Genomic DNA, 23,997 nt, shown 5'->3' on the forward strand with positions numbered 1-23,997 from the left:
GCGGATCGTTCAGCGGTATTGGCGCAGGTAGTTCCACTCGAATGCGCGCTTGGCCCAGTGGAAGCCGACGAACGACGGCAGCACCAGGTTGCGCGACGGGGTGCGGGCCACCAGCATGCCGCTGGAGCGCGTGTCGACGATGCAGATCAGCTCGGTCTTATAGGTGTGGCTGGCGACCTTGCCGCGAAATGCATCCATCAGGTTGGCGACCGCGGCTTCGGCCTGAAGGTCGGCCATGTGCGCCTGTTTCGGCAACCAGTCGGGACCCGGGAAACTGCCGGCGTCGCCGGCGACATAGACCTTGTCCCAGCCTTCGACCTCGCAGTGCCGATTCGCCTTGATCATGCCGCCGGGGGAACGCGGCAGTTCGGTCTCATCGAACCAGGCGTTGCCGGTCATGCCGGGCATGAACAGGATCAGGTCGGCCGCGAAGTCGCCGCCCTCGGTCTTGACCCGGTCGGCCTCGAATCCCTTGAGCTTGTGGCCGAGATGAGTCTCTATGCCGCGTTTCGCCATCTCGCGCATCAATCCCTCGACCGCTTTCGGGCCGAGGCGCTGACCGGGCTTTTCGGCCGGCGTAAAAAACACCAGCTTGAAACGTTCGCGCGTGCCCTGCCGACGCAGCCAGGAGTCGATGCCGAACAGGAACTCGAACACCGGCCCACCGCGCATCGCGGCCGGTTCGTTCGGGTTGCCGGAGAAACCGAACGCCAGGGTACCGCCCTGCATCGCGCCGAGGCGGTCGCGGATCTGCGTCGCCGCATCGACCCCTCCACACGGCAGGATCGATTGCTCGATGCCCGGCAGTTTGCGTATGAAGCGACCACCACACGCGATGATCAGGCCATCGTTGGGGATCTCGCCCTGATCGGTGATGACGCCACGTCCGGCACCGCTCAGTCCCTGCGCGGCGGCCTGGTGGTAGGTGACGTTCATGCGACGGAAGAAGTTGCCCAACGGGATGACCAGGTCCTGCGGTTCGCGAAGCCGGGTCGGGATCCAGATCGTGCCCGGGTAATAGACGAACTCGGGCTTCGGCGCGATCAGGTCGATGCCGATGCTCGAATCGGCGGCGCGCAATTTGCGAACGGCGGTCAATGCAGCGAACCCGGCGCCTATGACGGTCACTCGTGACATATCGACAACTCTCCTCGGAATCTGGCGGATCATTCTACCCGCCGCGGTGCTGGCGTGTCAGAACGCGCCCGCTGGCTACCCGCTTGGGTAATCCGCGCAATACCGCTATTCTTGCCGGAACCACGCTGCAGTAAGGATATCCATGGCCGAGCTCGATCCCGGTTTTCTCGGTACCCTAAAGGACGTTTCCGGGGCGCGCTTCATCGCACAGATCGACGACGACGGCGGCGCATTCCAGCCCTATCGACAGATCGGCGTCGAGAAGGTCGCGGTCGGCCAGATCGGGTCCTACGTGCTGGCCCGAGGCGAACTCGAGCAGGTGCTGTGCCAGGTCGTGCAGGTCTGGGAGGAGCCGCGCGACGCAACCAAGGTGCGCCTGATGCGTCTGCTGCCGCTCGGCGAGGTCACCAGCGACGGCCAATTCTTCCGCGGCGTCGGTCGGTACCCGCCACTCGAGACACCCGTCTACCTGGCCGACAGCAAGCAGCTCGAGGCGATGTTCGACTCGGTACGGCGCTTCGGCCTGGATATAGGCCGCCTCAGCCAGCGTGCCGAGCTGCGCGTATTCGTCGAACCGAATCTGCTGTACAACCGTCACCTCGCGATCCTCGGCCAGTCCGGTTCCGGCAAATCCTGGGCGGTCAGCAGCCTGCTGCAACGAACCGTCAAGCTGATGCCCAAGGCGCACATCGTGCTGCTGGACCTGCACGGCGAATACGGTTGGCGCGATTCCACCGGCAACTTTCACAGTGCCTTCCCGGTCGACATGGTGCGGCATATCGATGCGCGCATGCTGGAGATCCCGTACTGGCTGCTGACCTACGGCGAACTGGTCGACCTGCTGATCGACCGTACCGATCCGAACGCGTCGCTTCAGATCTCGTTCATGCGCGAGGTGTTGCATACCTTGCGCAAGAAAGGCAATCAGGACCTCGGTATCGACCGCATATCGGTCGACTCACCGGTCTATTTTCCGCTGAAGGACCTGTACCTGCATTTCAAGCAGGCCAACGAACAGCAGTTCGATTTCGGCAAGACCAAGGGCCCGCTGTTCGGCGCGTTCGACGAGTTCCTGGTACGTTTCCAGGCAATGTACAACGACTCGCGTTACGAGTTCCTGCTCCGACCGCGCAAACGGGTCAAGTCGAAGGACCTCGAGGACCTGTTGCGTGACTTCATCGGTCTCGGCGATCCCAAACGTCAGATCACCGTCGTCGACCTGAGCCCGGTGCCGCACGACGTCCGGCCGACCGTGTCCGCGCAGATCGGGCGCCTGGCGTTCGAGTTCAACTACTGGAACCCACAGCGCCGCGAGTTTCCGATCCTGCTGGTCTGCGAGGAGGCCCACCAGTACATCCCGCGTGAGAGCGATGCGCAGCATGCCGGCAGCCGGCGCGAAATGGAACGCATTGCGAAGGAAGGACGCAAATACGGTGTCGGCCTGTGCGTGGTCAGCCAACGCCCCAACGAGCTGTCCGAGACGGTGTTGTCACAGTGCAGCAACTTCGTGTGCCTGCGCACGACCAACCCGCAGGACCAGGAATACATCCGCAAACTGATGCCCGAGGGTGAACAGGATCTCGCCGACGTGCTGACCACGCTGCGCCGTGGCGAGGCCCTGGCGGTCGGTGAGGCCGTGCCGATCCCGACCCGGGTGCGTCTCTACCCGCCCGATCCGGCACCGGCCAGCAGTGACGCGCCAGTGGCCGAAAGCTGGCGCTCGGGGCCCGACGATCTGGATGTCGCCGCGATCGTCGATCGCTGGTGGCGGCAGCAGCGATGAGCGACGACAACGTCCTGCCTTTCCCGGACCGCATGCGTGATGCAATCGACGAGGAGAAGTGGCGCGCGCTGCAGGGCGAGTTCTACCTGGACTGCTATATGGCGCAGCATGGCCAGCCGGCCGAAGACCCGGAACAGCTGCGCACCTGGCTCGAGCAGGCGCAACTTTTCGCCGAGCTCGAGAACCCGTTTTTCCGCGGCTGGTTGGTACGACGTCTCAGCGAACCGGTAGGCTGAAACGTCGTACCTGTGGGATCAAGCGGCGGCGAGCAGTGCCTGATCGATGTCGGCGATGATGTCGTCGACATGTTCGATACCGATCGACAGCCGCACCATGTCCTCCCTCACGCCGGCAGAGGCCAGCTCCTCCGGACCGAGTTGGCGGTGCGTCGTCGTGGCCGGGTGACAGGCGAGCGACTTGGCATCGCCGATGTTCACCAGGCGCAGGATCATCTGCAGCGCATCGATGAACCTCGCGCCGGCCTCCTTGCCGCCCTTGATACCAAAGCTGAGTATTCCCGAGGCCCTGCCGCCGGTGATCTTCTGACACAGGGCATGGTACGGGCTGTCCGGCAGACCCGCATAGCTGACCCATTCGACGCGCGGGTGCGCCTTGAGGTGTTCGGCGACGCGTTGGGCGTTCGTGCAATGCCGCTCCATGCGCAGGCCCAGCGTCTCGAGTCCCTGCATGATCAGGAAGGCGTTCAACGGCGAGATCGCCGCACCGGTGTTGCGCAGCGGCACCACCCGGCAACGTCCGATATAGGCCGCCGGGCCGAGCGCCTCGGTGTACACCACGCCGTGGTAAGACGGGTCGGGCGAATTCAACATCGGGAAACGTTCGGCATTGCCGGCCCAGTCGAACTTGCCCGAATCGACGATCACGCCGCCAATGCTGGTGCCGTGTCCACCGATGTATTTGGTCAGCGAGTGGATCACGATGTCCGCGCCGAGTTCGAACGGTTTGCACAGGAAGGGTGTCGGCACCGTGTTGTCGACGATCAGCGGGACCCCGTGGCGATGGGCGATCTCGCCAAGCGTCGCGATATCGACGACGTTGCCGGCCGGATTGCCGATCGACTCGCAGAACAGCGCACGGGTGTTGCCGTCGATCCGCGACTCGAGTCCCGCATAGTCGTCGTGCGACGCAAAACGGACCTCGATGCCCTGCCGCGGGAAGGTGTGCGCGAACAGGTTGTAGGTACCACCGTACAACTGGCTGGTGCTGACGATGTTGCAGCCGACGTCGGCGAGACATTGGATCGAGTAGGTGATCGCGGCCATGCCTGATGCGAGGCACAGGGCACCCACCCCACCCTCCATCTCGGCAAGGCGTTGCTCGAGCACCGCCTGGGTCGGGTTCATGATGCGCGTATAGATGTTGCCGGCGACCTTGAGGTCGAACAGGTCCGCACCGTGCTGTGTATTGTCGAACGTATACGAGGTCGTCTGATAGATCGGCGTGGTCGCGGCGCGCGTGGTCAGGTCGCCTGCATAGCCGGCATGCAGGGCCAGGGTCTCGAGTTTCATCGGGGCTCCTCCAGGTATTCTTGTATAGGCAGCGGGTGCCGCCAGGTCCGATGGGCGGACCTCGCGGATGATAGCCGCTGCGTGGAGGATATTGAAACGCCGCCCGGTCGGTTCAGGGATGCCGATCGGCCAGCGTGTGACGGAAGATCTCCAGCTGACCGCGCGATGTGTCGTCCCACGCAAACCCCTCGGCGTAGGCACGCGTCGCGACCCGTTCGGGCAGCTTGTCGAACAGCGCCTTCACCGCCTGCACGATCGCCCCGGCGCTGCGATCTGCGGTGAGCTGTCCGGCGGCTGGCGCCGCGACGACTTCGGGTGTGCCGTCGACCGGGGTCGCAACGACCGGTGTCCCGCATGCCATTGCCTCGAGCAGCACGTTCGCCCAGCCCTCGCGGCTCGATGCCAGCACCAGCGCGTCGGCGGCCTGGTAGTGCCCGCGCAACACCTCCTGCGAGAGCCGGCCGGCAAACGTCACCCGATCGACCAGCGCGTGGCGTTCGACCAGATTGTGCAGTGTGGCCTCTTCCGGCCCGTCGCCGGCGATGACCAGGTGCAGATCCGGCAGTTCGCGCATCGCCTCGATCACCAGGTGGTGTCCCTTGCGCTCGATCAGATGACCGACCGACAGCAACACCCGTCGATCGCCGAATCCCAATTCCTCGCGCAGCGCCGCGCGTTCATCGCTCGGGTGAAAGAACACCAGATCGACCCCGTTGCGCAAAACGGTGACCCGATCGCCGTCGACCCCCATCGCCAGCAGGTAGTCCTTCAGCGCGGCCGCGACGGTGATCATGTGCCCGGCCTCGCGGGTCACGTGCAAGATCTTGCGCCGCGGCCCGGGGTAGCGTGGTATCAGGTTCAGATCGGTACCGCGTCCGGTGACCACGAACGGCCGTCCGAACTCCCTCGCGAGGTACATCGCAGCGACGCCGTCGGGGTAGAAATAGTGGGCGTCGATCAGGTCGAAGTCGTAGCCCTGTTGGCGCAGGCGCCGCACCCAGGGGCGCACCGCGCGATACATCAGCCAGGGGGCCATGCCCATGCCGATCTTCGGTATCACGGCATAGCGTGGATGCCAGACGTCGATACCGTGCCGCATCTCCCGGCTCCCGACACCGGCGTACTTCGCATATTCGCCGAAACGCGGATTCTGCGAAGGAAACCAGGGTACCGGGGCGATCACCCGCGCCTCGATCTCCGGTGCAAAGTCGAGCAGCTGGCGCAGCCGGTTCTCGACGAAGATGCCGTGCGATGGCTGCCTGGTATTGGGGTACAGCGAGCTGAAGGTGAGGACTTTCATCGCGGCGCGCCAACCGGGCCGGCGGCATCCGCCGGTGCGGTCACGAGGGGTTCCGCGTAGTCGCCGGGCACATGACACCTCCGATTACGGCCACCGGGTGCGTATCCCCGTCGGCCACACGCCACGCCGGGCGGTGTGCGGTGATGGAAGAGCACATGCATCTCAGCCCCCGATCGTCTCCTGCTCGCGTCCTGGCCTTCCGGCCGATGGCCCGCGCCGCAGCGGACGGCCGCGGCAGTCTCAGGGTCTATCGTCCACGACGCCTTCTTTCTTGACCGGCATCAGGTCGGCCTTGCTGACGCCAAGCCACAACGCGACCGCGGAGGCGACATAGATCGTGGAGTAGGTACCGATCACAACGCCGACGATCAACGCCAGCGAGAATCCATGGATGTTTTCGCCACCCAGGAAGAACAATGCGAGCAGCACGACCAAGGTCGTGCCCGAGGTCATGATCGTCCGCGCCATGGTCTGGTTGATCGAGGCGTTGACGATATCGCCCGGCGTGCCCTTGCGCATCTTGCGGAAGTTCTCGCGCACCCGGTCGAAGATCACGATGGTGTCGTTCAACGAATAGCCGATCACCGCCAGCACGGCCGCCAGCACCGGCAGATCGAACTCGATCTGCAGCAAGGCAAACAGGCCGACGGTGAACAACACATCGTGCGCCAGCGCTGCGACCGCGCCGACCGCGAAGCGCCACTCGAAGCGCATCGCGACATACATCAGGATCGCGATCAGCGAGACCAGCACCGCGAGCGCCCCGTCTTCCGCCAGTTCATCGCCGACCTGCGGGCCGACGAACTCGACGCGGCGCAGCTCGACCTGCCCCGGTGCGGAACGGCTCAGCGCGGCGAACACCCGGTCGCTGAGCTGTGCACTGTCGTCGCCGCCCACTGCATCGGGTGCCAGGCGGATCAGCACGTCGCGCAACGTCCCGAAACGCTGCACCGCCGCACCCTTGAAGCCGCCTTCGGTCAGCGACTGACGCACCGAGTCGAGCTGCACGTCCTGCGCATAACCGACCTCGATCAGGGTGCCGCCGGTGAAGTCGATACCGAAGTTGAGGCCACGCACGGCGATCGCGACAGCCGCCGCGACCAGCCAGACTATGGACAACAGCACGGCGCCCTTGCGGACGCTCATGAAGTCGATGTTGAGGTTCTTGCTGACGATTTCCATCGGTTGACTCCGCGCTCAGATCGCGAGTTTCGCGACGCGCTTTGCGCCGTAGATGAGGTTGACCACGGCGCGCGTGCCGAGCAGCGCGGTGAACATCGAGGTCAGGATCCCGATCGCCAGCGTCACCGCGAAGCCACGCACCGGGCCGCTGCCGATCGAGAACAACACGACGGCAGCGATCAGGGTCGTGACGTTGGCGTCGAGGATCGAGCTGAAGGCGCGCTCGTAGCCGGCATGGATACTGGCCTGAGGTGTCGAACCGACTGCCAGTTCCTCTCGGATGCGTTCGTAGATCAGCACGTTGGCATCGACCGCCATACCGACGGTCAGCACGATGCCGGCGATCCCCGGCACCGTCAGCGTCGCCTGCAGCATCGACAGTATCGCGACGATCAGCACCAGGTTGGCCATCAACGCCAGGTTCGCGACCATGCCGAACACCTTGTAGTACACGGCCATCACGATCATCACCGCGACGAGGCCGACGACCACCGAGACCAGGCCCTGGTCGATGTTGTCCTGACCGAGGCTGGGACCGATGGTGCGCTCCTCGACGATGTTGATCGGTGCCGCCAGCGCGCCGGCACGCAGCAGCAGCGCCAACTGGTGCGCCTCCTGCGTGCTGTCCAGACCGGTGGTCTGGAAACGGCGGCCGAACGCCTCGCGGATGGTCGCGACGTTGATGACCTCTTCGACCCATTTGCGGATCGGCTTGCCCTCCGCATCACGACCGACCGTGCGCTTTTCCTTGAACACCACCGCCATCGGCTTACCGACGTTCTCGGTGGTCACGTTGCGCATGCGTCGTGCACCCTTGCTGTCCAGGTTGACGTACACCGCCGGTTGCCCGGATTGCTGGTCGAAGCCCGACGAGGCGCTGGTCATCTCGTCACCGGTGACGATCACCTGGCGCTTCAGCAGGATCGGCTGGCCGTTGCGCTCGTGATACAACGCCGCGCCCGGCGGCACACGCCCGCTGCGCTCGGCCTCGACGGCCTGCGCCGGGTCGCCATGCACCAGGCGGTATTCCAGGGTCGCGGTGGCGCCGAGCAGATCCTTGACCTTGCCGGGATCCTGGACCCCCGGCAACTCGACGACGATGCGCCGCTCGCCCTGCTGTTGAATCACCGGCTCCGCGACACCGAGAGCATTGACGCGGTTGCGCAACGTGGTGATGTTCTGCTCGAGCGCGAGCTTGCGCGCCGAACGTTCCTCGTTCGGCGGCATGAACAACCGAACCGAGTAGTCCCCGCCTTCGTCACTGACGCTGATACCGAGGTCCTTGTATTCGTTGCCGAGCACCTTCTCGGCCTGGTCGCGCGTCTCGGCGTCCTTGAACCGGATGTCGATGCCGTTGCCCGACTCCTTGACGCTCACGTAGCGGATACGCTCCTCGCGCAGCGTCGTGCGGATGTTCCCGGCGTGCCGCTCCACCGCCTTGGCGATCGCCGCGTCCATGTCGACATCGATCAGCACGTGGATGCCGCCGCGCAGGTCGAGACCGAGGTTCATCGGTTTTCCACCGATCGCGGCCAGCCAGGCCGGGACGTCGGGCGACAGGGTCATCGCGTGGGTGAACTGGGGCGGCAAGGCCTTCGCGACGATGTCCTGGGCGGCGAGCTGGTCCTCCGCGGCATTGAACCGGATCTGCAGCCGATCGGCCTTGAGCACGGATGACTTGATATCGATCTGTGCACGCTGCAGCGCGGCCAGGACGTCGTTCTGCAGCGTCTGTCCGACCTCCTCGCCGCGGGTGCCGGTGACCTCGATGACCGGATCCTGCGAGTAGATGTTGGGCAGCGCAAACAGCAGACCGGCCAGCAGCACGATCGCCACCAGCAGGTTCTTCCAAAGCGGGTATTGGTTAAGCATCTTTTGTGAAGCCAGTAGCGGGAACGGCCGTGCCGGGAGGACGGCCGGGGCGCGATTACATCTCTTTGAGACTACCTTTCGGCATGACTGCCTCGACCGCACTCTTGCGCACGGTGACGATGACGTTGTCGGCAACCTCCACTTTCATGAAATTGTCGCCGAGCTCGGTGATCTTGCCCATCAGGCCACCCATGGTCTGGATCTCGTCACCTTTGCTGAGACCCTCGACCATCGCCTTGTGTTCCTTCTGTCTCTTGACCTGCGGACGGATCAGGAAGAAATACATAATGACGAACATGCCGATCAGGAAAATGATCGACATCCCGCCATCGCCGGCCGGCGCCGGACCCTGTGCCATCGCGTCGGAAATGAAAAAGCTCATCGTACGCTCCAAATCTCTTGCAAATTCAGCGGCGCCAGCTGCGCCTCGTCCAGACCCGCGTAGATGCCGTTGCGGCACAGACCGCGGACAGGCCGGCCCGATTCCCAGAGGCCGCCGCGTTCCCGACGCCCCAGAACCAAAGGCGCGTGATTATGCCACAGCTCAGAGCGGTGCGGGTAAACCACGCCGCTCGTAGAAGTCCCCGCGGAAGCTGTCAAAACGGCCAGCCTCGATCGCGCCACGGAGACCGCGCATCAACGCCTGGTAATAGTGAAGGTTGTGGATGGTGTTCAGACGCGCACCAAGGATCTCGTTGCAGCGGAACAGGTGGCGCAGGTAGGCACGACTGTAGTGGCGGCAGGTATAGCAGTCGCATTCCGGGTCGAGCGGCGTGGTGTCGTCGGCATGTGCGGCGTTGCGGATGCGCACCACGCCGGCGTGGGTGAACAGGTGACCGTTGCGCGCGTTGCGGGTCGGCATCACACAGTCGAACATGTCGATGCCGCGACGGACCGCCTCGACGATGTCCTCCGGCGTGCCGACGCCCATCAGATAGTGCGGCCGATCGGCCGGAAGACGCTCGGCGAGGAAGTCCAGCACCCGCCATCGGTCGTCCGGGGGTTCACCGACCGACAGGCCGCCGACCGCGTAGCCGTCGAACCCCAGCGCAGTGAGGCCGTCCAGCGATCGCGCGCGCAGCTCGCTGTACACCCCTCCCTGCACGATCCCGAACAGCGCGTTGGGATTACCAGCGTGCGCTTGCCGGCTGCGCGCGGCCCAGCGTAGAGACAGCTCCATCGAGCTGCGCGCCTCCTGCTCGGTCGCCGGATAGGGCGTGCATTCGTCGAAGATCATCACGATATCCGAACCGAGCTCGCGCTGGATCTGCATGGACTCCTCGGGCCCCATGAAGACCCGCGCCCCGTCGACCGGCGAGCGGAAATGCACCCCCTGCTCGGTGATCTTGCGGGTCTCACCGAGCGAATACACCTGAAATCCCCCCGAATCCGTCAGGATCGGGCGCTCCCAGTGCATGAAACGGTGCAGATCCCCGTGCGCCCGTATCACCCCTGTGCCGGGCCGCAGCCAAAGGTGGAAGGTATTGCCCAGGATGATCTGGGCGCCGAGCGCCTCGAGCTCCTCGGGGGTCATCGCCTTGACGGTACCGTAGGTGCCCACCGGCATGAACGCCGGGGTCTCCACGTCACCGCGCGCGAACCTCAGCCGGCCACGGCGAGCAAGCCCGTCGTGCGAGAAAAGCTCAAAATGCAAACCACACCTCAATAAAATCTATTTATGCTTGACGCGGAGTTCAAGAATATTAGAAAATACGGATGTACTGATTCGTCAGTACACTCCTCCATCCTCCTTTGGTGGAACTTGGCGCGGCACCCCCTGCCGCGCCTTTTTTTATGCCCCGCTATCCCCTGGCGCTCGCGGGCGGTCCAGCAGCATCGCGTCGCCGTAGCTGAAGAACCGATAGCGGTTGGCGACCGCATGCCGGTAGGCCGCCATCGTGCGCCGGTACCCGGCGAAGGTGCAGACCAGGATCAGCAGGGTCGATTCCGGCAGGTGAAAGTTCGTCAGCAGCCGGTCGACGACGCGAAACTCGAATCCCGGGCGGATGAACAGCGCGGTGTCGCCACGGTACGGGGCCAGTTCACCGCCGGCCGCCGCCGTCTCGAGGCTGCGTACGCTGGTGGTGCCAACGGCGATCACCCGTCCGCCGCGCGCCCGTGCCCTCGCGACCGCGGCGACCGCGTCCTCGTCGACCTCGAGCCACTCGCTGTGCATCCGGTGCTGGTCGAGATCCTGCACCCTGATCGGCTGGAAGGTACCGGACCCGACGTGCAGAGTCACGCGCGTGGTCTCCACCCCCTGTGCGCGCAGTGCGGCGAGCATCGCATCGTCGAAATGCAGTCCTGCGGTGGGCGCCGCAATCGCGCCGGGCCGCGCGGCATACACGGTCTGGTAGCGTGTCTGATCCTGCTCGGCGTCGGAACGCTTTATGTAGGGTGGCAGCGGCATATGCCCGTGCGCCCGCATCAGTTCCAGTAATTCGACGCCGAGGCTTTCGACGCGATACAGATCGCCGTCCCGCCCTTCGACTGACAACGGGTGCTCGCCGATCAGGATGCGACTGCCGGGCCGCGATGGCTTGCTTGCCCGCACATGCGCCAGGGCATAACGGTCCCCCAGCAGGCGCTCGATCAGTACCTCGACCCGGCCGCCGGTCTCCTTGACACCGTACAACCGCGCCGGCAACACCTGGGTGTCGTTGAACACCAGCAGGTCACCGGGGCGCACCAGATCCGGCAGATCGCCGAACAGGCGATCCTGAACCGGGCCCTCGGCCGGCAGGTAGAGCAGGCGGCTGTCGCCACGTCCGGCCAGCGGTTGCTGGGCGATCAGCTCTTCGGGCAGGTCGTATTGGAAATCGGTCAGGCGCATGCGCGCGCGATGTTAGCACAGGCGGTTGCCGGGTCAGTGGATGCCAGTATACTTCGCGGCGACTTGCCGGGGTGGTGGAATTGGTAGACACAGGGGACTCAAAATCCCCCGCTGGCAACAGCTTGTCGGTTCGAGTCCGACCCTCGGTACCAGTCGCGTGCCGCGTGCCTGCATTGCGCCAAGGCGCGCAAGCGGCCGTTGCGCGCGTGCCGCCTTCCTCGATGACTCAATAATCCGCACCGCGTGCCGACTACAGGAGTTCGAGGCAAGGCGTTCCACACGGCAGACCGATGCGGCCAGCACAAGCACCCGGCAGACAGATCGTCAGCGCGACCAGCAATCGGCGGGCCGCCCGCGACGCCATCGAGGCCGACGTCCATTTCCAGATCGCAGGAAACACGCGATTGCGCCTGCGGCGCTCGGACAATGACGCACAGTTGTTGGCGCACCTGGGTCAGCAGATCAAACACCGGCCGACCGATCTGCGTGCCCATATGCAGCGGATCGATCTGCTGAACAGGCTGTCCGATCAGCGTCAGCTGTACGGCGCCATGATCGACCTGTTCATCGCCCTCGGCAGCGCCGGAAGGGCGCTCAAGCAACGCTGCCTGGCGCAGTCTGGAACGGTGCTGAACGAGGCACAGAAGAAACTGCTGAACCGGGCGATCGACCGGGGCCTAAAGGCCACCGAACCACTCCTGGCACGGGTGCATCACTCGGTCCTCAGCCTCGGCTTCACCGGCCGTCACACGATCATCAAGCGACACCAGTCAACCCCGGACCGCTATCAGAACGCCTACGACGAGGCGATGTCGTGTCTCGAATACGGTCAACTGGAAGAGGCCCGGCGAGTCCTCGAAGACGCCGTGCGGCAGGGTGACGATGACCCGCGCCTGTCCGACCAGCTGCGCGAGATCTATGAACGCACCCAGGATCACGATGCCCTGCTCGCGATGCGTGATTGGTTGCGCAGGCGACACGGCGTACTGCCGGACGGCTGGTAAGCCACTCCCCTCTCACCGACAGCCCCTTCCGGTTCGACGATCGATGTGACGACGCCGCGCATCCGGGCGACCGACATGACCCGGTCGTCGACTCAAGTTCGTGCGCTCCACGCCGCTACCATCGCCTAACGGGTTTGATCCAAATATAGCGCCGTCCCGGTCCGGGCAGACACTGCGCACGACCGCGACCCTGCGGCCGCGGTCCAGTCCCGGGACCCTCAGGAAACAGAGCCGAGAAAAGGAAATCCCAAGGTACGGACAGACCGGTACAGATGCGCGCCCAATCCAGCAACAGCAGTCGTCCATTGAACATCATCGCCCTGGGTTTCAGTACCCATGCGCGTGCGGCGCTGGAAGTCTTCTTCAGCACCCAGGGGCGGTCTGCCTGGGAGTTCGTCGAGGACTACGCGCTCGCGGAGATCGGCATCGTCGATCTCGACGGGCCACACGGCCGCAAACTCCTGGCCGACTACCGTCAGCGCTTTCAGGGCCCGACACTGGTCCTGTCGGTACAGGACCCGCAACTGAGCGATTCAACCTGGATTCGCAAGCCGGTGGTCCCGGCCGAGCTGCTCGCTGCGCTGAAATCGATCGACCGAACCAACCCAACGGCCGCGCCGCCGGTGCCGGTACCGGCAGCGACGATTCCGGCCACCGCGGCGGGGGCGGTGCCGCAGCGCGATTCCGTGGACACCGGCGAGGCCGATGCGCCCGCCGCGGCGCCGGCGGACCCGGTTGATACCGCCGGGCTGCCAGCGCCTGCCGCCTCCGAAGCGCCCGCACGCGCTGCCCACAGCGACGATCGGGCCGCGCGCGATCCCGGTAGGGCCGCCGGGCTGGCGGTCACCGAACGTCGCCGGCATCCCTCGTACGGGGTCCTCGACGACGCCATGTACGCCGATCCGAAGTTGCGCGGGCAGTTCTTCTACGATCCGGCCGACTATTTCCAGGGTGTGCTGAAGCGTGCAATCGACCGGTCCTGCAAGACCGGGATCCCGGTGCGCATCAAACTGGACGAAAGCGGCAGCAGCAGGCACATCGACATCTTCCCGAAGGAACACAAGATCCTCAGCGACGTGCGCGAATATTTCCTGCGCAGTCTCTCCATCGGCAAGGGCGCCGGCGACCTCGCCACCGTCGAGACCCTGCCGGAATCGGAGGCCCCGGGTGGCGTTTCGGGCGACGCACGCATGCAAAACGAGACCAGCCTGCTGTGGAAGGTCGCCCTGTGGTCCGCACTGGGTCGCGTACCGGTCGGCACCGATCCCGAACGACCGGTACGGCTCGTCTACTGGCCGAACTTCACGCGGATCTTCATCCCGCATCACGCGATGCAGATTGCCGTCCTGTGGTCACGGCGACCGACCTCGCTGCTGGAGACCGCGAGGATCCTCGGCATCGAGTACCGCTACGTGTTCGCGTTCTACAGCGCGGCCGCAGCGACCGGTGCCGCCGAGCAGGTGCCCGGCTGGAAGGCCTCTGGCGAGGTGGCGAAACACGCGGTGCAACGCGGTTTCCTCGGGCGCCTGCTCGGCTATCTCGGCGCGCGCGACTGATTCGGGGCCTAACCGTATGGCGAACTACAAGATCGTATTCAGCGGGCCGGTCGGCGCCGGCAAGACCACCGCGATCGAGTCGCTCAGCGAAATCCCGGTGGTGAAGACCGATGCATCCGCCAGCGACATGACGTTGAGCCGGAAGGCGTCGACCACCGTTGCCATGGACTACGGAATTCTCAAACTGAGCAACACGGAACGCGTGCATCTCTACGGAACCCCCGGCCAGCAGCGGTTCGATTTCATGTGGGACATCCTCAGCGAGGGTGCCCTCGGCCTGGTGCTTCTGATCGACAACTCGCGGGAAAAGCCTTTCGCGGATCTCGACTTCTACCTTGGTGCATTCAAAGAATTCATCGACACGACGGGCGTCGTGGTCGGAGTAACGCAGATGGACAAGTCCAGTACACCGACGCTGCGCGACTACGCACAGCATCTTGGCCAGCAAGGCCGACTGCTACCGGTATTCGAGGCCGATGCGCGCAAACAGCGCGACGTCTCGATCCTGGTCCAGGTCCTGCTCTACAGCCTCGATCCGGGAGTACACGCGCATGGCTGATTTCGAGCTCAGTCCGGACATGCATGTCACGCCGTCACCGGCCGGCGCCTACTACGCAGTCTTCAGCCCGGAACAGGACGTCACTCGCAGGGTCCTGTTCGGACTGATGCGCAGCGCGGCAACCCATCCGCTCGACGTACACGCGCTGAAGAAGCTCACAGCACAGGACGCGAACGCGTCCCTTGAGTTGCTCTACCGCATGCAGTCGCTGAACCTTTTGCAGGGTTTCGACGACGTCCAGCACGCTCCGCAGGGGCCTCTCGACCAACTGCTCCCGGCGATCCTCAAGAAACTCGCCGGTCAGGGCAAGGCATTGCTTGCCGACGGCCAGGGGTTCTATGCAGCCAGCCACGGCTACCATCACGAGACCGCCGAGGAGCTCTCGGCGCTGAGTGCCGACCTCGCGACGCTGCACGAGCGCCACCACCAATTGCTCAACCGCAACATGTCGCTGCACAGCAGCGCCTGGGGGCTGATCGATGCCGGCGGCACCAGTCAGGTTGGATTCTGGCCACTGTACATCGGTACCCAGCGCTTCGTCCTGGTGCTCAGTGGCGTACCGAATATGAACCGGCCGGAGCTGGTCGACCTGGTCTGGGCCCTGAGCCTGCGGTATGCCGAGGGCCAACCCGAATGAACGGCGAGACGCGGCACTGCAATGATTTCCGCGACCTCCCGTACCCGATGTCAATCTAGGAGACACCACGATGCGTGCAGACATGCTGACTGCGACACTCAACGAGCTTAACGGCACGTCGGCCGATATCGAGGCCTCGGCCGTCATCTCGACCGATGGACTGATGATGGCGGCGTTGCTGCCGGCCGGAATGGACGAGGACCGCGTCGGCGCGATGAGCGCGGCGATGCTGTCGCTTGGTGATCGCACATCGCACGAACTGGCACGTGGCTCCCTGGAGCAGGTGCTGATCAAGGGTGGCAACGGTTACGTCCTGATGACCGGCGCAGGCGAAAACGCCGTATTGACCGTGCTCGCCAAGCCGAACGCCAAACTCGGATTGATCTTCCTCGACGTCAAGCGCGCCGCCGAGGCCGTGCGCAAGATGATCTGATCATCTGGATACCTGTCGGCTGGTAGACAGGCGACGACGCGCAACCCTGCCCGACGTGTCGCCGCTCCACCCAAGCCAGCCACGCGCACATCGATCGAGGGGACTGAATCGTGAGGATCTGGCTGTGAAAGACATGAAACCGGAAGACGTCGCAGGGGAGTTTCGCGAAGCGACGCTGACATACTACGAAGGCAATTCGCGGAAGGTGCTGGTCACGGACGAAGAGGTCCCCTTTCCGGAGGGACGGTTGATCGTGTCGCGCACCGACCTGAGCGGCATCATCACCCATACCAACCCTGCTTTCGTCGAGATGTCGGGGTTCTCCGAAGAAGAACTGATCGGCCAACCGCATAGCATCCTGCGTCATCCGGACATGCCGGCCGTCGCGTTCAAGGATCTTTGGGACACCGTGAACGCCGGCAAGAAATGGCACGGCTATGTAAAGAATCTGCGCAAGGACGGTGCCTACTACTGGGTCTATGCAACCGTTATCCCGAACGTGCGCAAGGGCAAGGTGGTCGGGTTCACCTCGGTGCGCCGCAAGCCATCGCGCAAGAAAGTCGAGGAGAGCGACAAACTTTATGCAAGCCTGCGCTAGGGGAGCCCAACGATGACCTTCAACATCACCATCAGCCCAGACTTCTCCCCGGACCATATCTCAGGATGGTACATCTTCAATACCTGGCTGCAGCGCCAGCTGGAGATGGGGATACACCTCGAGCTCTACAACGATTTTGCGAGCCAGCGCGAGGCCATCGCCGCGGATCAGGTGGACATCATCTACGCGAACCCCTTCGATGCATCGATGCTGGTCCGCGAGAAAGGCTTCATACCGGTCGCGCGCCCTATCGGCAAGGCGGACGAGGCGGTGATCGCGGTGCAGACCGATTCGCCCGTGCAACACGTCGAGGATCTGCAGGCCGGAGCGCGCGTCGCAACCACCGATGATCCGCACGTCCACATGATGTGCATGATCATGCTGGAGCCCGCCGACCTCAACAAGGACAACCTGGAGTTCATTCCGTGCGGCGGTTACGTCCTGGTGGCAAAGGCCCTGTTTCAGGGGCGCGCCGACGTCGGCTTCTTCCTCAATGAGGCCTTCGACGACCTGTCCGACGTGATCAGAAAGGACCTGCGCGTGTTGGTGCGCAGCCAGATCAGTGTCATAGAACACGTTCTGCTGGTCGGTCCACGGCTCGCCGATCAGCAGCAGAAGATCCTTGGGACACTGCGTGGAATGACCGATGACGAAAAAGGCAAGGGGGTACTTTCCAGCCTGGGATTCGACGGCTGGGAACCGGTCGACCAGGAGGATACCGAGTTCATGATCGACCTGATGGAGACCCTGATGTCCTGACGCGGACGTCGTCGCCACACCGTCGAACCAGCACTGCCAGCGCGTCGCGGCCGCCCTGCCGCGCGCCACGACGATCGATCGCCGCCACGCAGGCCTTTCCTGGTCGGGCGGGCAGCGCGCTCAGAGGATGCCGGGGGAACGCCCGCCGCGGGCGACCACATGGCACCATGCGCCTCACTCCCTCAAGCGCGGGTACTTGCCGCCCCGGCCATTGTCGCTATACTGCGCAACTCCCTGCCGGGGTGGTGGAATTGGTAGACACAGGGGATTCAAAATCCCCCGCTGGCAACAGCTTGTCGGTTCGAGTCCGACCCTCGGTACCAGTTACTGGCTTCATGACTGCCGCAGCCTGCGTCGCAGGATCCAGCCTGCCCGTCGAGCGGGTATTGCGCGTGAAAACATCCACCGACCTAGGCCAGCCTGGCGCCTCGCGAACATCGGCGCCGGCCTCCGGCCCGTCGGCAGACCGCTCCGCCCCCACATCCAGCAGGATGGAGACGCATTCGGACGCGTCGATGCCGCGCGCAACTCGTCGTCCCCGGTGAAGGCGGTCATGATCCAAATGTCGGCGATCGCAAGGTGCCGTGCTCCCGTCGCGTGAGGTCCGGCGCCGTTCGAACATCTGTCGTCAGTGTTCCTTCGCTTAAACTGTAAACAGACACACATGGCAACCGACACATGCCGACAGATCGACACACGGTCTTCATCTCGTATGCACGCGCAGACAGCGAACTGGTCACTGTTGCGGCGAATCTGCTGCGCGCTGGCGGCGCCAAGGTCTTCATGGATGTGCGCGACATCGACTATGGCGATGACTGGAAAGCAGTCCTCATTGCCAAAATCCACGAAGTGGAACGCGTGCTCGTGTTTTGGAGCAAAAAGGCGGCGATCTCCGAGTGGGTCAAGCGGGAATGGGAACTGGCGCTGGAACTCGGCAAGCGACTCGTACCCGTTCCATTGGACGACACTCCGCTTCCGCATCGGATGGCCCGTTTTCAAGCACTCACGGATCTCGCACCCCTTTTCGAGTTTGTGGCATGGAAACGCGAAAGGGCCGAAGAAGCCAGGCGAGGTCCCTGGCCCGGTGGATTCGGGCCAAGCCTCGAAAAAGCAAGGCATTGGGTCCTGACAGCTTGGAAGGGGGCGCACAAGAACTCCGACCTGCGCACCAGACCGCCGCCGAGCGACCAGGACATCGCAAAGTACGTGACTGATCGCGTGTTCGATGGCTTCTCCGCGATCACCCTGGACGTCCCCCGGGTTGTGCGACGCTGAACGGCGGCGAAAATCCGAACAGACTAACCCTGCATCTCGCAGATACCCCGGAACCCGACGTATCCCGGAACCTCGCGCATTAGGTGTAGACCAGCTCGGACCACCGCCCTTCTGCATGCAGCCACTCCCTGGTCTGTCTCCAGGCCGTCGGCGAGGTGGCGGCCTTTTCCATCACCGCATCGAAGGCCTCGACGACCTTTCCGAGACCGGCGATGTAGATGTGCGTCTTCGCGTCCTGCATCAGCTCCCAGACGTCTTGCGCGTGGCCCTCGATCGCCGCCTGCAGGGTCTCGCCCTCGGAGGCCATCGGCTTGCTGATGATCGCGCGGAAGGCCTTGAACGAGTTGCGATCGTAGTAGTTGGACAGATCGTCGAGTTCGTCGTTGCGATACAGCAGATCCATGCCGCTCTTTGCGCCGTAGTAGAGGCGCACCAGGCCATGCCAGGCACGGTTCGTCCGATAGATCTCCTGGATGAAGCTGCGAAACGGTGCGACCCCTGTGCCGGTGCCGATCATCACGAGGTTGGCGGTATCGTCCTGGGGAATTCGAAATGGCGACCTGAACGGCCCGGTGATGGTGATCTGCGCGCCTCCCCTTGCATCACACAGATAGTTTGAAGCGATCCCGGGATATTGCTCGCCACTGATCTCGTCGACGTAGAAACAGCGGCGCACCAGGAGTTCGAACTCGACCGCGTCCTGTGTCCCGTCACGATGACCGCTGGCGATCGAGTAGCGGCGGATGTGATAGCGGTTGCCGAACGCATGCGGCCCCGGGACCACGACCCCGATCGACTGCCCGGGAGAGAAACGGAAAGCGGGCTCATCGACCCGCAGCCGTATCCGACGCACCTCGTCGCGATCCTCCGGCGTGACCCGGGTGCTGTCGACCACTACGGCCTCGCTGACAGGTCCCAGTTCCTTCATCGCTTGTGCCATCTCGCGGTCTCCCGGTATTCGAGCTTTTCCAGGCGGACAGATTTTATCGCGACTGACGACGTCGTCGGTTGAGGTGGATCATTGTGGCAGCCACCCTGATGACAGCCGCAGGATCCCTGACAGGTCGCCTCGCTGCGGAACGGCCCCCACTGTGGATGTCGCGCGGCGAATCGCCGGTACAGGTCCTGGACGTACAGCCAGCCGACCAGGACCGCGAAGATGACCGCCGAGGCCGCGAGGAACTCAGCCATGCGAGCCCCCCAATCCGGCGAACCCCATGAACGCCAGCGACAGCAGGCCGGCGAGCATCAGGCTCATCGCCGCACCCTGGCTCACCGCAGGTACCTCCGCCAGTTCGAGCTTTTCGCGCAGACCGGCCATCAGCATCAGCGCCAGCGTGAACCCGGCGCCGGCGCCGAGCGCGTACACGACGCTCTGCAGGAAATCGTACTCCTTGGCGGTCTGGAACAGCGCCAGACCGAGGATCGCGCAGTTCGTCGTGATCAGTGGCAAAAAGATGCCCAGGCTGCGGAACAGCGTCGGGCTGAATCGCTTGATGAACATCTCGACCAGCTGCACCGCCGATGCGATCACCGCGATGTAGCAGATCAAGCGCAGGAACATCAGGTCGAGTTCGGTCAACAGCCAGTTGATGCCATATGCGGCGATAGAGCTCACCAGCATCACGAACAGGGTCGCAAGCCCCATGTTCCAGGCGGTCTCCTTCTTTGCGGAAACGCCGAGAAACGGGCAGATGCCGAGGAACAACGCCAGCACGAAGTTGTTGACGATCGCCGCATTGAGAAAGATGAAACCGAGCGACTCACCCTGCATGGGACACCCCCTCGCCGCCCGCTGCGCGGCGCTCACGGCGTTGTTTCAGGAACGCGAACAGCAGCAGCCAGCTCCCGAGCACGAAGAATCCGCCCGGCGGCAGGATCATCACCACCCAGGGCTCGAAGTTCGCCGGCATCACCTGGAAACCGAGCAGGGTGCCGTTGCCGAGTACCTCGCGTACCGTGCCGAGTGCAAGCAGTGCCACCGTAAATCCGGCACCCATTCCGAGACTGTTGACCAGCGTGGTGTGCAGGCGTTGCTTCGAGGCATAGGCCTCGGCACGACCGAGGATCACGCAATTGGCGACGATCAGCTGGATGAAGGCACCGAGCGCATTGTAGAGATCGAGACTGATCGCCTGGATCACGTAATCGACCACGGTCACGAAGGTCGCGATGATCACGATGTAGCTGGCGATGCGCACCTGTCGGGGTATCAGCCGCCGGATCAGCGAGATCAGCGTGCTCGACGCGACCAACACAAAGGTCGTCGCCATCCCCATCGCAATCGCGTTCAGCGTCGAGTTCGTCACCGCGAGCACCGGGCACATGCCGAGCAGCATCACGAATACCGGGTTCTCTTCCCACAACCCCCGCAGGAAGGTGTCCAGCGTGAGCTGTTCCTGTTGACGCGGTAGCATCGCCATTATCGTTCACCTCCTGCGTCCGGCGCCGGCGCGGCGTCGCGCAACGCACCCAGATGGCGCTGGATCAGCGGGGCCATGCGCTGCATGCTGTTGTCGATCGCGCGGGCCACCGCGACCGAGGAGATGGTCGCGCCCGAGATCGCATCGATCTCCCAGGGATGTTGTTTCTTGCCGTGCTTCAGGGCCCGGATGGGATTGGTCAGCGCACTGCCCGACGGATCGAGGGTCGCGTCCAAGGCGTCGAAGTTTTCTAGGAATCCGGGATCAAACGCAATCTTGTCGCCCAGCCCCGGGGTCTCGGTCATCTTCAGGATCTTGATCCCGCGCACACACTGGCAGACCGGGTCGTAGCCATACAGCAGCCTGACCACATCCTGGTATCCCTGCGCACCCGCCTCCAACGCGAGGCCCTGCAGCCCGCCCTGCTCATCGAACGCGGCGTAGACCGTCTCGCCTTGCGCGGTCCCGCCTTCGACGATGCCGCTGCCGTCGAGGCACACGTCGACCCGGCGTGACGCGCCGGGCACGACCTGAAACACTGCCCGTTCGATCGCGATGCGCTGGTTCTCGGCGATGAAGGGCTTGGTCCATTGGTACACGAGCACCACCAGCAATCCCGACAACATCGCGATGCCGCCGAGCGTGCGGATCATCCGGAAGCCGGGTGTCTGTGCCGGCGTCTGGGTCAGGTCCGGCGTATTCACGTGCCCCGCTCCCTGCGCCTGCCACCGTAGACACGCGGTTGGGTCAGAGACGCGATCAGGGGCGATGCGGCATTGGCCAGCAGGATCGCGTACATCACACCTTCCGCGAGCCCACCGAACTGTCGGATGATGACAGTCAGCACCCCGATCAATCCGCCGTACAGAAAGGCGCCGAGCGGTGTCACCGGCGACGCGATCATATCGCTGGCCATGAACCAGGCACCGAGCATCAAACCGCCGGAAAACCAGACGAACATCGGCGATGGGTAGCTGATGCTGTCGAACAGCCACAGCGGTGTCGCGACCACTGCCGCGCCGACGAAGACACCGACCGGAATACGCCAGTCGAGCATGCGGCGCACCGCGAGGAACAGGCCGCCGATGATGATCAGGATCGCTGGCGCCTCACCCGACGACCCTGTGACACCGCCGAAAAAAAGGTCGGTGGTCGAGACGTAGATGTGCTGGAACTTCTGCATCGCCAGCGGCGTCGCGCCGGTGAAGCCGTCGATCTGCAAACCGGCGACCCACTGCGCAACCGGTTCAGGTTTCATGAACGGCGCGGTGAGCGTGGACGGGATGAACTCGCTGAAGCGCCCGGGCGCGAAAGCGGGCGTCCAGGTCGTGATGGCCACCGGAAATGCAGCCTGCACGAATGCCCGTCCGACCAGAGCCGGGTTCATCACATTGTGGCCGAGGCCGCCAAACAGCGCCTTGCCCAGTGCCACAGCGACGAACGCCGCAACCGCCGCCATCCACAGCGGAAACCCCGGCGGCAGGGTCAACGCAAGCAGTATGCCGGTGATCACCACACTCCAGTCGCGCAGCGTATTGCCCTTGCCCGACAGGTGTGCGAACAGGCGTTCGGTACCCATCGCGACCAGCGTCGTGGTGACGATCAGCGCCAGCGAACTGATACCGAACTGCAGGATGGAGAAGGCCGCGATCGGCACCAGGGCGTACACCACGTTGCGCATGATCTCATCGACCGATTGCGGTCGCTTGAGGTGCGGTGCGGTCCGTATCTCAACAGGTTTGTCCCTGAACATCGGCACCTCAAACGGCCACGACGGGGTGCTCCCGATTGACCGCCTTGGCGATCCGGAAGTACTGGGTCAACGGGATGTTCGACGGGCACACGTAGGCACAGCAGCCGCATTCGAAACACTGGTCGAGGTGGAAATCGGCCTGCATGCGCCCGTACTCGCGCTTTTGCGCCAACTGGCCAAGCAACGATGGGTTCAGGTGCATCGGACAGGCCTCGACGCAGCGCGAGCACTTGATGCATGGAAACACGGTGCGTGGCTGCTGGTCCTGGTCGCCGCGTTCGTAGACGACGACACCCGACACCCCCTTGGTGACCGGTACCTCCAGCGACGCGACCGTCATCCCCATCATCGGACCACCGAGGATCACCTCGTTGGCACTGCCGATGACGCCGGTCTGCTGCAGCAGGAAGCCGACGGGCGTACCGATGGGCACCCGGTAGTTGCCGGGTTTGGCCACGCCGGGACCGGACACGGTCACGACGCGCTCGATCAGACCGGCACCCTGCGGCAGCAGATCACCGATCTGCGCCAGGGTCCCGACGTTGTAAACCGCGACACCGAGATCGGCGGGCAGACCGCCCTCGGGGACCTGTCTGCCAAGCAGGCTTTCGACCAGCATCTTCTCCGCACCCTGTGGGTACTTGGCCGCGACCGCCTGCACCGAGATCGCCGGGTCGTCAGCGAGTCGGGCTTCGATCTCGACGACCGCGTCCATCTTGTTGTCCTCGATACCGATCACCGCACGTTCGGCACCGGTCGCACGCAGCACGATCCTGATCCCGCGCAGCAGTGCTGCGGTCTGTTCCAACATCACGCGATGGTCGCAGGTCAGGTAGGGCTCGCATTCACAGCCGTTGACCAGCAGCGTATGGATGCGCCTGCCGGCCGGCGGCAGCAGTTTGACGTGACTCGGGAAGGCCGCACCGCCCAGGCCGACCAGACCGGCGTCCTTGACCGCGTCGACGATCTGTTGCGGCGACAGTCCCATCGCGTCGACCGGGTCCTGGTACAGCACCTCCTGGCTCGCTGCCTGGTATACGTCGATCACGATCGCCGGCGCGCGCGGCCCTTCGGCGGTCGGCCGCAGATCGATCGCCCTGACCCGCCCCGTTGCCGGGGCATGCATCGGTACCGAGACATGCCCGTCGGCGCGGGCAATCGGTTCGCCGCGCACCACTTCCTGGCCGGCCACGACCAGCGGCACCGCCGGCGCCCCCTTGTGCTGCGACAACGGCACGATCAACTGCGGCGCGAACGGCAGGCGGCGGATTGCCTGGCCCGCGGTCAGCGCCTTGTGCTCGACCGGAAAGATGCCGCCGTGCGAGAACGTCTTGTGACGCCTGAACAGGTTCAAGAAGCCCATC

25 protein-coding genes and 2 tRNA genes are annotated in these 23,997 nt (G+C 64.2%); 12 read left to right on the forward strand and 15 right to left on the reverse strand.

All coding sequences use genetic code 11. The annotated features are described in order from the left end of the window. Positions 1-9 precede the first annotated feature (9 nt). A complete protein-coding gene (locus H6955_03485; protein ID MCP5312592.1) occupies positions 10-1,137 on the reverse strand; it encodes an NAD(P)/FAD-dependent oxidoreductase in 1,128 nt (375 codons plus the stop codon). 142 nt (positions 1,138-1,279) lie between these two features. On the opposite strand from H6955_03485, the gene H6955_03490 reads away from it, so the two are divergent. Further along, the gene (locus H6955_03490; GenBank protein MCP5312593.1) at positions 1,280-2,920 is read left to right on the forward strand and encodes an ATP-binding protein; all 1,641 of its coding nucleotides are present in this window, start codon (positions 1,280-1,282) and stop codon (positions 2,918-2,920) included. After that, complete coding sequence (locus H6955_03495; GenBank protein ID MCP5312594.1) at positions 2,917-3,156, forward strand: hypothetical protein; 240 nt, start codon at positions 2,917-2,919, stop codon at positions 3,154-3,156. The genes H6955_03490 and H6955_03495 overlap by 4 nt, the downstream gene beginning before the upstream one ends. An 18-nt stretch (positions 3,157-3,174) precedes the next feature. Here the strand turns inward: H6955_03495 and H6955_03500 are convergent, their stop codons facing one another. The 7 genes from H6955_03500 to queA form a co-directional block, all read right to left on the reverse strand. Further along, positions 3,175-4,449, reverse strand: coding sequence for an aminotransferase class I/II-fold pyridoxal phosphate-dependent enzyme (locus H6955_03500; protein ID MCP5312595.1), 1,275 nt, complete (start codon positions 4,447-4,449; stop codon positions 3,175-3,177). A 112-nt stretch (positions 4,450-4,561) separates the two neighbouring features. Continuing rightward, positions 4,562-5,749, reverse strand: a complete 1,188-nt coding sequence (locus H6955_03505; protein ID MCP5312596.1) for a glycosyltransferase family 4 protein — start codon at positions 5,747-5,749, stop codon at positions 4,562-4,564. Between the two features lie 240 nt (positions 5,750-5,989). Then, complete coding sequence (gene secF, locus H6955_03510; protein MCP5312597.1) at positions 5,990-6,931, reverse strand: protein translocase subunit SecF; 942 nt, start codon at positions 6,929-6,931, stop codon at positions 5,990-5,992. A 15-nt stretch (positions 6,932-6,946) separates the two neighbouring features. Beyond that, positions 6,947-8,803, reverse strand: a complete 1,857-nt coding sequence (gene secD, locus H6955_03515; protein MCP5312598.1) for a protein translocase subunit SecD — start codon at positions 8,801-8,803, stop codon at positions 6,947-6,949. A 55-nt stretch (positions 8,804-8,858) separates the two neighbouring features. Continuing rightward, positions 8,859-9,185: a preprotein translocase subunit YajC gene (yajC, locus tag H6955_03520; protein MCP5312599.1), complete on the reverse strand. Its 327-nt coding sequence runs from the start codon at positions 9,183-9,185 to the stop codon at positions 8,859-8,861. 162 nt (positions 9,186-9,347) lie between these two features. Next, positions 9,348-10,457 (reverse strand): tRNA guanosine(34) transglycosylase Tgt, encoded by a 1,110-nt coding sequence (tgt, locus tag H6955_03525; protein ID MCP5312600.1) that lies wholly within the window; start codon positions 10,455-10,457, stop codon positions 9,348-9,350. 138 nt (positions 10,458-10,595) lie between these two features. Continuing rightward, positions 10,596-11,636: a tRNA preQ1(34) S-adenosylmethionine ribosyltransferase-isomerase QueA gene (gene queA, locus H6955_03530; GenBank protein ID MCP5312601.1), complete on the reverse strand. Its 1,041-nt coding sequence runs from the start codon at positions 11,634-11,636 to the stop codon at positions 10,596-10,598. Positions 11,637-11,701: 65 nt separating this feature from the next. On the opposite strand from queA, the gene H6955_03535 reads away from it, so the two are divergent. From H6955_03535 to H6955_03580, 10 genes are all read left to right on the forward strand, one after another. Further along, a tRNA-Leu gene (locus H6955_03535) sits at positions 11,702-11,788 on the forward strand. A 138-nt stretch (positions 11,789-11,926) separates the two neighbouring features. After that, on the forward strand, positions 11,927-12,640 hold the full coding sequence (locus H6955_03540; protein ID MCP5312602.1) for a hypothetical protein: 714 nt from the start codon (positions 11,927-11,929) through the stop codon (positions 12,638-12,640). Between the two features lie 305 nt (positions 12,641-12,945). Further along, positions 12,946-14,196, forward strand: coding sequence for a hypothetical protein (locus H6955_03545; GenBank protein MCP5312603.1), 1,251 nt, complete (start codon positions 12,946-12,948; stop codon positions 14,194-14,196). A 16-nt stretch (positions 14,197-14,212) separates the two neighbouring features. Continuing rightward, a complete protein-coding gene (locus H6955_03550) occupies positions 14,213-14,755 on the forward strand; it encodes an ATP/GTP-binding protein (GenBank protein MCP5312604.1) in 543 nt (180 codons plus the stop codon). Continuing rightward, positions 14,748-15,392, forward strand: a complete 645-nt coding sequence (locus H6955_03555; protein MCP5312605.1) for a hypothetical protein — start codon at positions 14,748-14,750, stop codon at positions 15,390-15,392. Before H6955_03550 ends, H6955_03555 begins: the two co-directional genes overlap by 8 nt. 70 nt (positions 15,393-15,462) lie before the next feature. Continuing rightward, positions 15,463-15,825 carry a roadblock/LC7 domain-containing protein gene (locus tag H6955_03560; protein ID MCP5312606.1) on the forward strand — a complete coding sequence of 121 codons (363 nt, stop codon included), beginning with the start codon at positions 15,463-15,465 and terminating at the stop codon, positions 15,823-15,825. Between the two features lie 133 nt (positions 15,826-15,958). Next, complete coding sequence (locus H6955_03565; GenBank protein ID MCP5312607.1) at positions 15,959-16,423, forward strand: PAS domain-containing protein; 465 nt, start codon at positions 15,959-15,961, stop codon at positions 16,421-16,423. 12 nt (positions 16,424-16,435) lie between these two features. Beyond that, entirely contained in the window at positions 16,436-17,182 is a 747-nt protein-coding gene (locus H6955_03570; protein MCP5312608.1) for a phosphate/phosphite/phosphonate ABC transporter substrate-binding protein, read from the forward strand. A 236-nt stretch (positions 17,183-17,418) separates the two neighbouring features. Continuing rightward, positions 17,419-17,505 (forward strand) — tRNA-Leu (locus tag H6955_03575). Between the two features lie 355 nt (positions 17,506-17,860). After that, on the forward strand, positions 17,861-18,457 hold the full coding sequence (locus tag H6955_03580; protein MCP5312609.1) for a TIR domain-containing protein: 597 nt from the start codon (positions 17,861-17,863) through the stop codon (positions 18,455-18,457). Between the two features lie 79 nt (positions 18,458-18,536). Here the strand turns inward: H6955_03580 and H6955_03585 are convergent, their stop codons facing one another. From H6955_03585 to rsxC, 7 genes are read right to left on the reverse strand one after another with little or no spacing between them, the layout of a single operon-like run. Beyond that, positions 18,537-19,397: an oxidoreductase gene (locus H6955_03585; GenBank protein ID MCP5312610.1), complete on the reverse strand. Its 861-nt coding sequence runs from the start codon at positions 19,395-19,397 to the stop codon at positions 18,537-18,539. Next, positions 19,382-19,648 (reverse strand): hypothetical protein, encoded by a 267-nt coding sequence (locus H6955_03590; protein MCP5312611.1) that lies wholly within the window; start codon positions 19,646-19,648, stop codon positions 19,382-19,384. Before H6955_03590 ends, H6955_03585 begins: the two co-directional genes overlap by 16 nt. Continuing rightward, positions 19,641-20,231 carry an RnfABCDGE type electron transport complex subunit A gene (locus tag H6955_03595; GenBank protein ID MCP5312612.1) on the reverse strand — a complete coding sequence of 197 codons (591 nt, stop codon included), beginning with the start codon at positions 20,229-20,231 and terminating at the stop codon, positions 19,641-19,643. The genes H6955_03590 and H6955_03595 overlap by 8 nt, the downstream gene beginning before the upstream one ends. Beyond that, positions 20,221-20,880 (reverse strand): electron transport complex subunit E, encoded by a 660-nt coding sequence (locus tag H6955_03600; protein ID MCP5312613.1) that lies wholly within the window; start codon positions 20,878-20,880, stop codon positions 20,221-20,223. Before H6955_03600 ends, H6955_03595 begins: the two co-directional genes overlap by 11 nt. Then, positions 20,880-21,533: an FMN-binding protein gene (locus H6955_03605; protein ID MCP5312614.1), complete on the reverse strand. Its 654-nt coding sequence runs from the start codon at positions 21,531-21,533 to the stop codon at positions 20,880-20,882. Before H6955_03605 ends, H6955_03600 begins: the two co-directional genes overlap by 1 nt. A 47-nt stretch (positions 21,534-21,580) precedes the next feature. Beyond that, positions 21,581-22,633 carry an RnfABCDGE type electron transport complex subunit D gene (locus H6955_03610; protein MCP5312615.1) on the reverse strand — a complete coding sequence of 351 codons (1,053 nt, stop codon included), beginning with the start codon at positions 22,631-22,633 and terminating at the stop codon, positions 21,581-21,583. Between the two features lie 7 nt (positions 22,634-22,640). Next, positions 22,641-23,996 (reverse strand): electron transport complex subunit RsxC, encoded by a 1,356-nt coding sequence (gene rsxC / locus H6955_03615; protein ID MCP5312616.1) that lies wholly within the window; start codon positions 23,994-23,996, stop codon positions 22,641-22,643. Between the last annotated feature and the right edge of the window lies 1 nt (position 23,997).

This window comes from Chromatiaceae bacterium, assembly GCA_024235395.1.
Classification (GTDB): Bacteria; Pseudomonadota; Gammaproteobacteria; order Chromatiales; family Chromatiaceae; genus Thiosocius.

What these genes read in the sequence shown, in the direction of transcription:
- H6955_03490 (MCP5312593.1), top strand. Translation starts at nt 1,280, where the DNA reads ATGGCCGAGCTCGATCCCGGTTTTCTCGGTACCCTAAAGGACGTTTCC.
- H6955_03505 (MCP5312596.1), bottom strand. Translation starts at nt 5,749, where the DNA reads ATGAAAGTCCTCACCTTCAGCTCGCTGTACCCCAATACCAGGCAGCCA.
- H6955_03580 (MCP5312609.1), top strand. Translation starts at nt 17,861, where the DNA reads ATGCCGACAGATCGACACACGGTCTTCATCTCGTATGCACGCGCAGAC.
- rsxC (MCP5312616.1), bottom strand. Translation starts at nt 23,996, where the DNA reads ATGGGCTTCTTGAACCTGTTCAGGCGTCACAAGACGTTCTCGCACGGC.
- H6955_03605 (MCP5312614.1), bottom strand. Translation starts at nt 21,533, where the DNA reads ATGATCCGCACGCTCGGCGGCATCGCGATGTTGTCGGGATTGCTGGTG.
- yajC (MCP5312599.1), bottom strand. Translation starts at nt 9,185, where the DNA reads ATGAGCTTTTTCATTTCCGACGCGATGGCACAGGGTCCGGCGCCGGCC.
- H6955_03500 (MCP5312595.1), bottom strand. Translation starts at nt 4,449, where the DNA reads ATGAAACTCGAGACCCTGGCCCTGCATGCCGGCTATGCAGGCGACCTG.
- queA (MCP5312601.1), bottom strand. Translation starts at nt 11,636, where the DNA reads ATGCGCCTGACCGATTTCCAATACGACCTGCCCGAAGAGCTGATCGCC.
- H6955_03550 (MCP5312604.1), top strand. Translation starts at nt 14,213, where the DNA reads ATGGCGAACTACAAGATCGTATTCAGCGGGCCGGTCGGCGCCGGCAAG.
- H6955_03570 (MCP5312608.1), top strand. Translation starts at nt 16,436, where the DNA reads ATGACCTTCAACATCACCATCAGCCCAGACTTCTCCCCGGACCATATC.
- H6955_03565 (MCP5312607.1), top strand. Translation starts at nt 15,959, where the DNA reads ATGAAACCGGAAGACGTCGCAGGGGAGTTTCGCGAAGCGACGCTGACA.
- H6955_03610 (MCP5312615.1), bottom strand. Translation starts at nt 22,633, where the DNA reads ATGTTCAGGGACAAACCTGTTGAGATACGGACCGCACCGCACCTCAAG.
- secD (MCP5312598.1), bottom strand. Translation starts at nt 8,803, where the DNA reads ATGCTTAACCAATACCCGCTTTGGAAGAACCTGCTGGTGGCGATCGTG.
- H6955_03585 (MCP5312610.1), bottom strand. Translation starts at nt 19,397, where the DNA reads ATGGCACAAGCGATGAAGGAACTGGGACCTGTCAGCGAGGCCGTAGTG.
- secF (MCP5312597.1), bottom strand. Translation starts at nt 6,931, where the DNA reads ATGGAAATCGTCAGCAAGAACCTCAACATCGACTTCATGAGCGTCCGC.
- H6955_03540 (MCP5312602.1), top strand. Translation starts at nt 11,927, where the DNA reads ATGCGGCCAGCACAAGCACCCGGCAGACAGATCGTCAGCGCGACCAGC.
- H6955_03485 (MCP5312592.1), bottom strand. Translation starts at nt 1,137, where the DNA reads ATGTCACGAGTGACCGTCATAGGCGCCGGGTTCGCTGCATTGACCGCC.
- H6955_03595 (MCP5312612.1), bottom strand. Translation starts at nt 20,231, where the DNA reads ATGCAGGGTGAGTCGCTCGGTTTCATCTTTCTCAATGCGGCGATCGTC.
- H6955_03555 (MCP5312605.1), top strand. Translation starts at nt 14,748, where the DNA reads ATGGCTGATTTCGAGCTCAGTCCGGACATGCATGTCACGCCGTCACCG.
- H6955_03590 (MCP5312611.1), bottom strand. Translation starts at nt 19,648, where the DNA reads ATGGCTGAGTTCCTCGCGGCCTCGGCGGTCATCTTCGCGGTCCTGGTC.
- H6955_03560 (MCP5312606.1), top strand. Translation starts at nt 15,463, where the DNA reads ATGCGTGCAGACATGCTGACTGCGACACTCAACGAGCTTAACGGCACG.
- H6955_03600 (MCP5312613.1), bottom strand. Translation starts at nt 20,880, where the DNA reads ATGGCGATGCTACCGCGTCAACAGGAACAGCTCACGCTGGACACCTTC.
- H6955_03495 (MCP5312594.1), top strand. Translation starts at nt 2,917, where the DNA reads ATGAGCGACGACAACGTCCTGCCTTTCCCGGACCGCATGCGTGATGCA.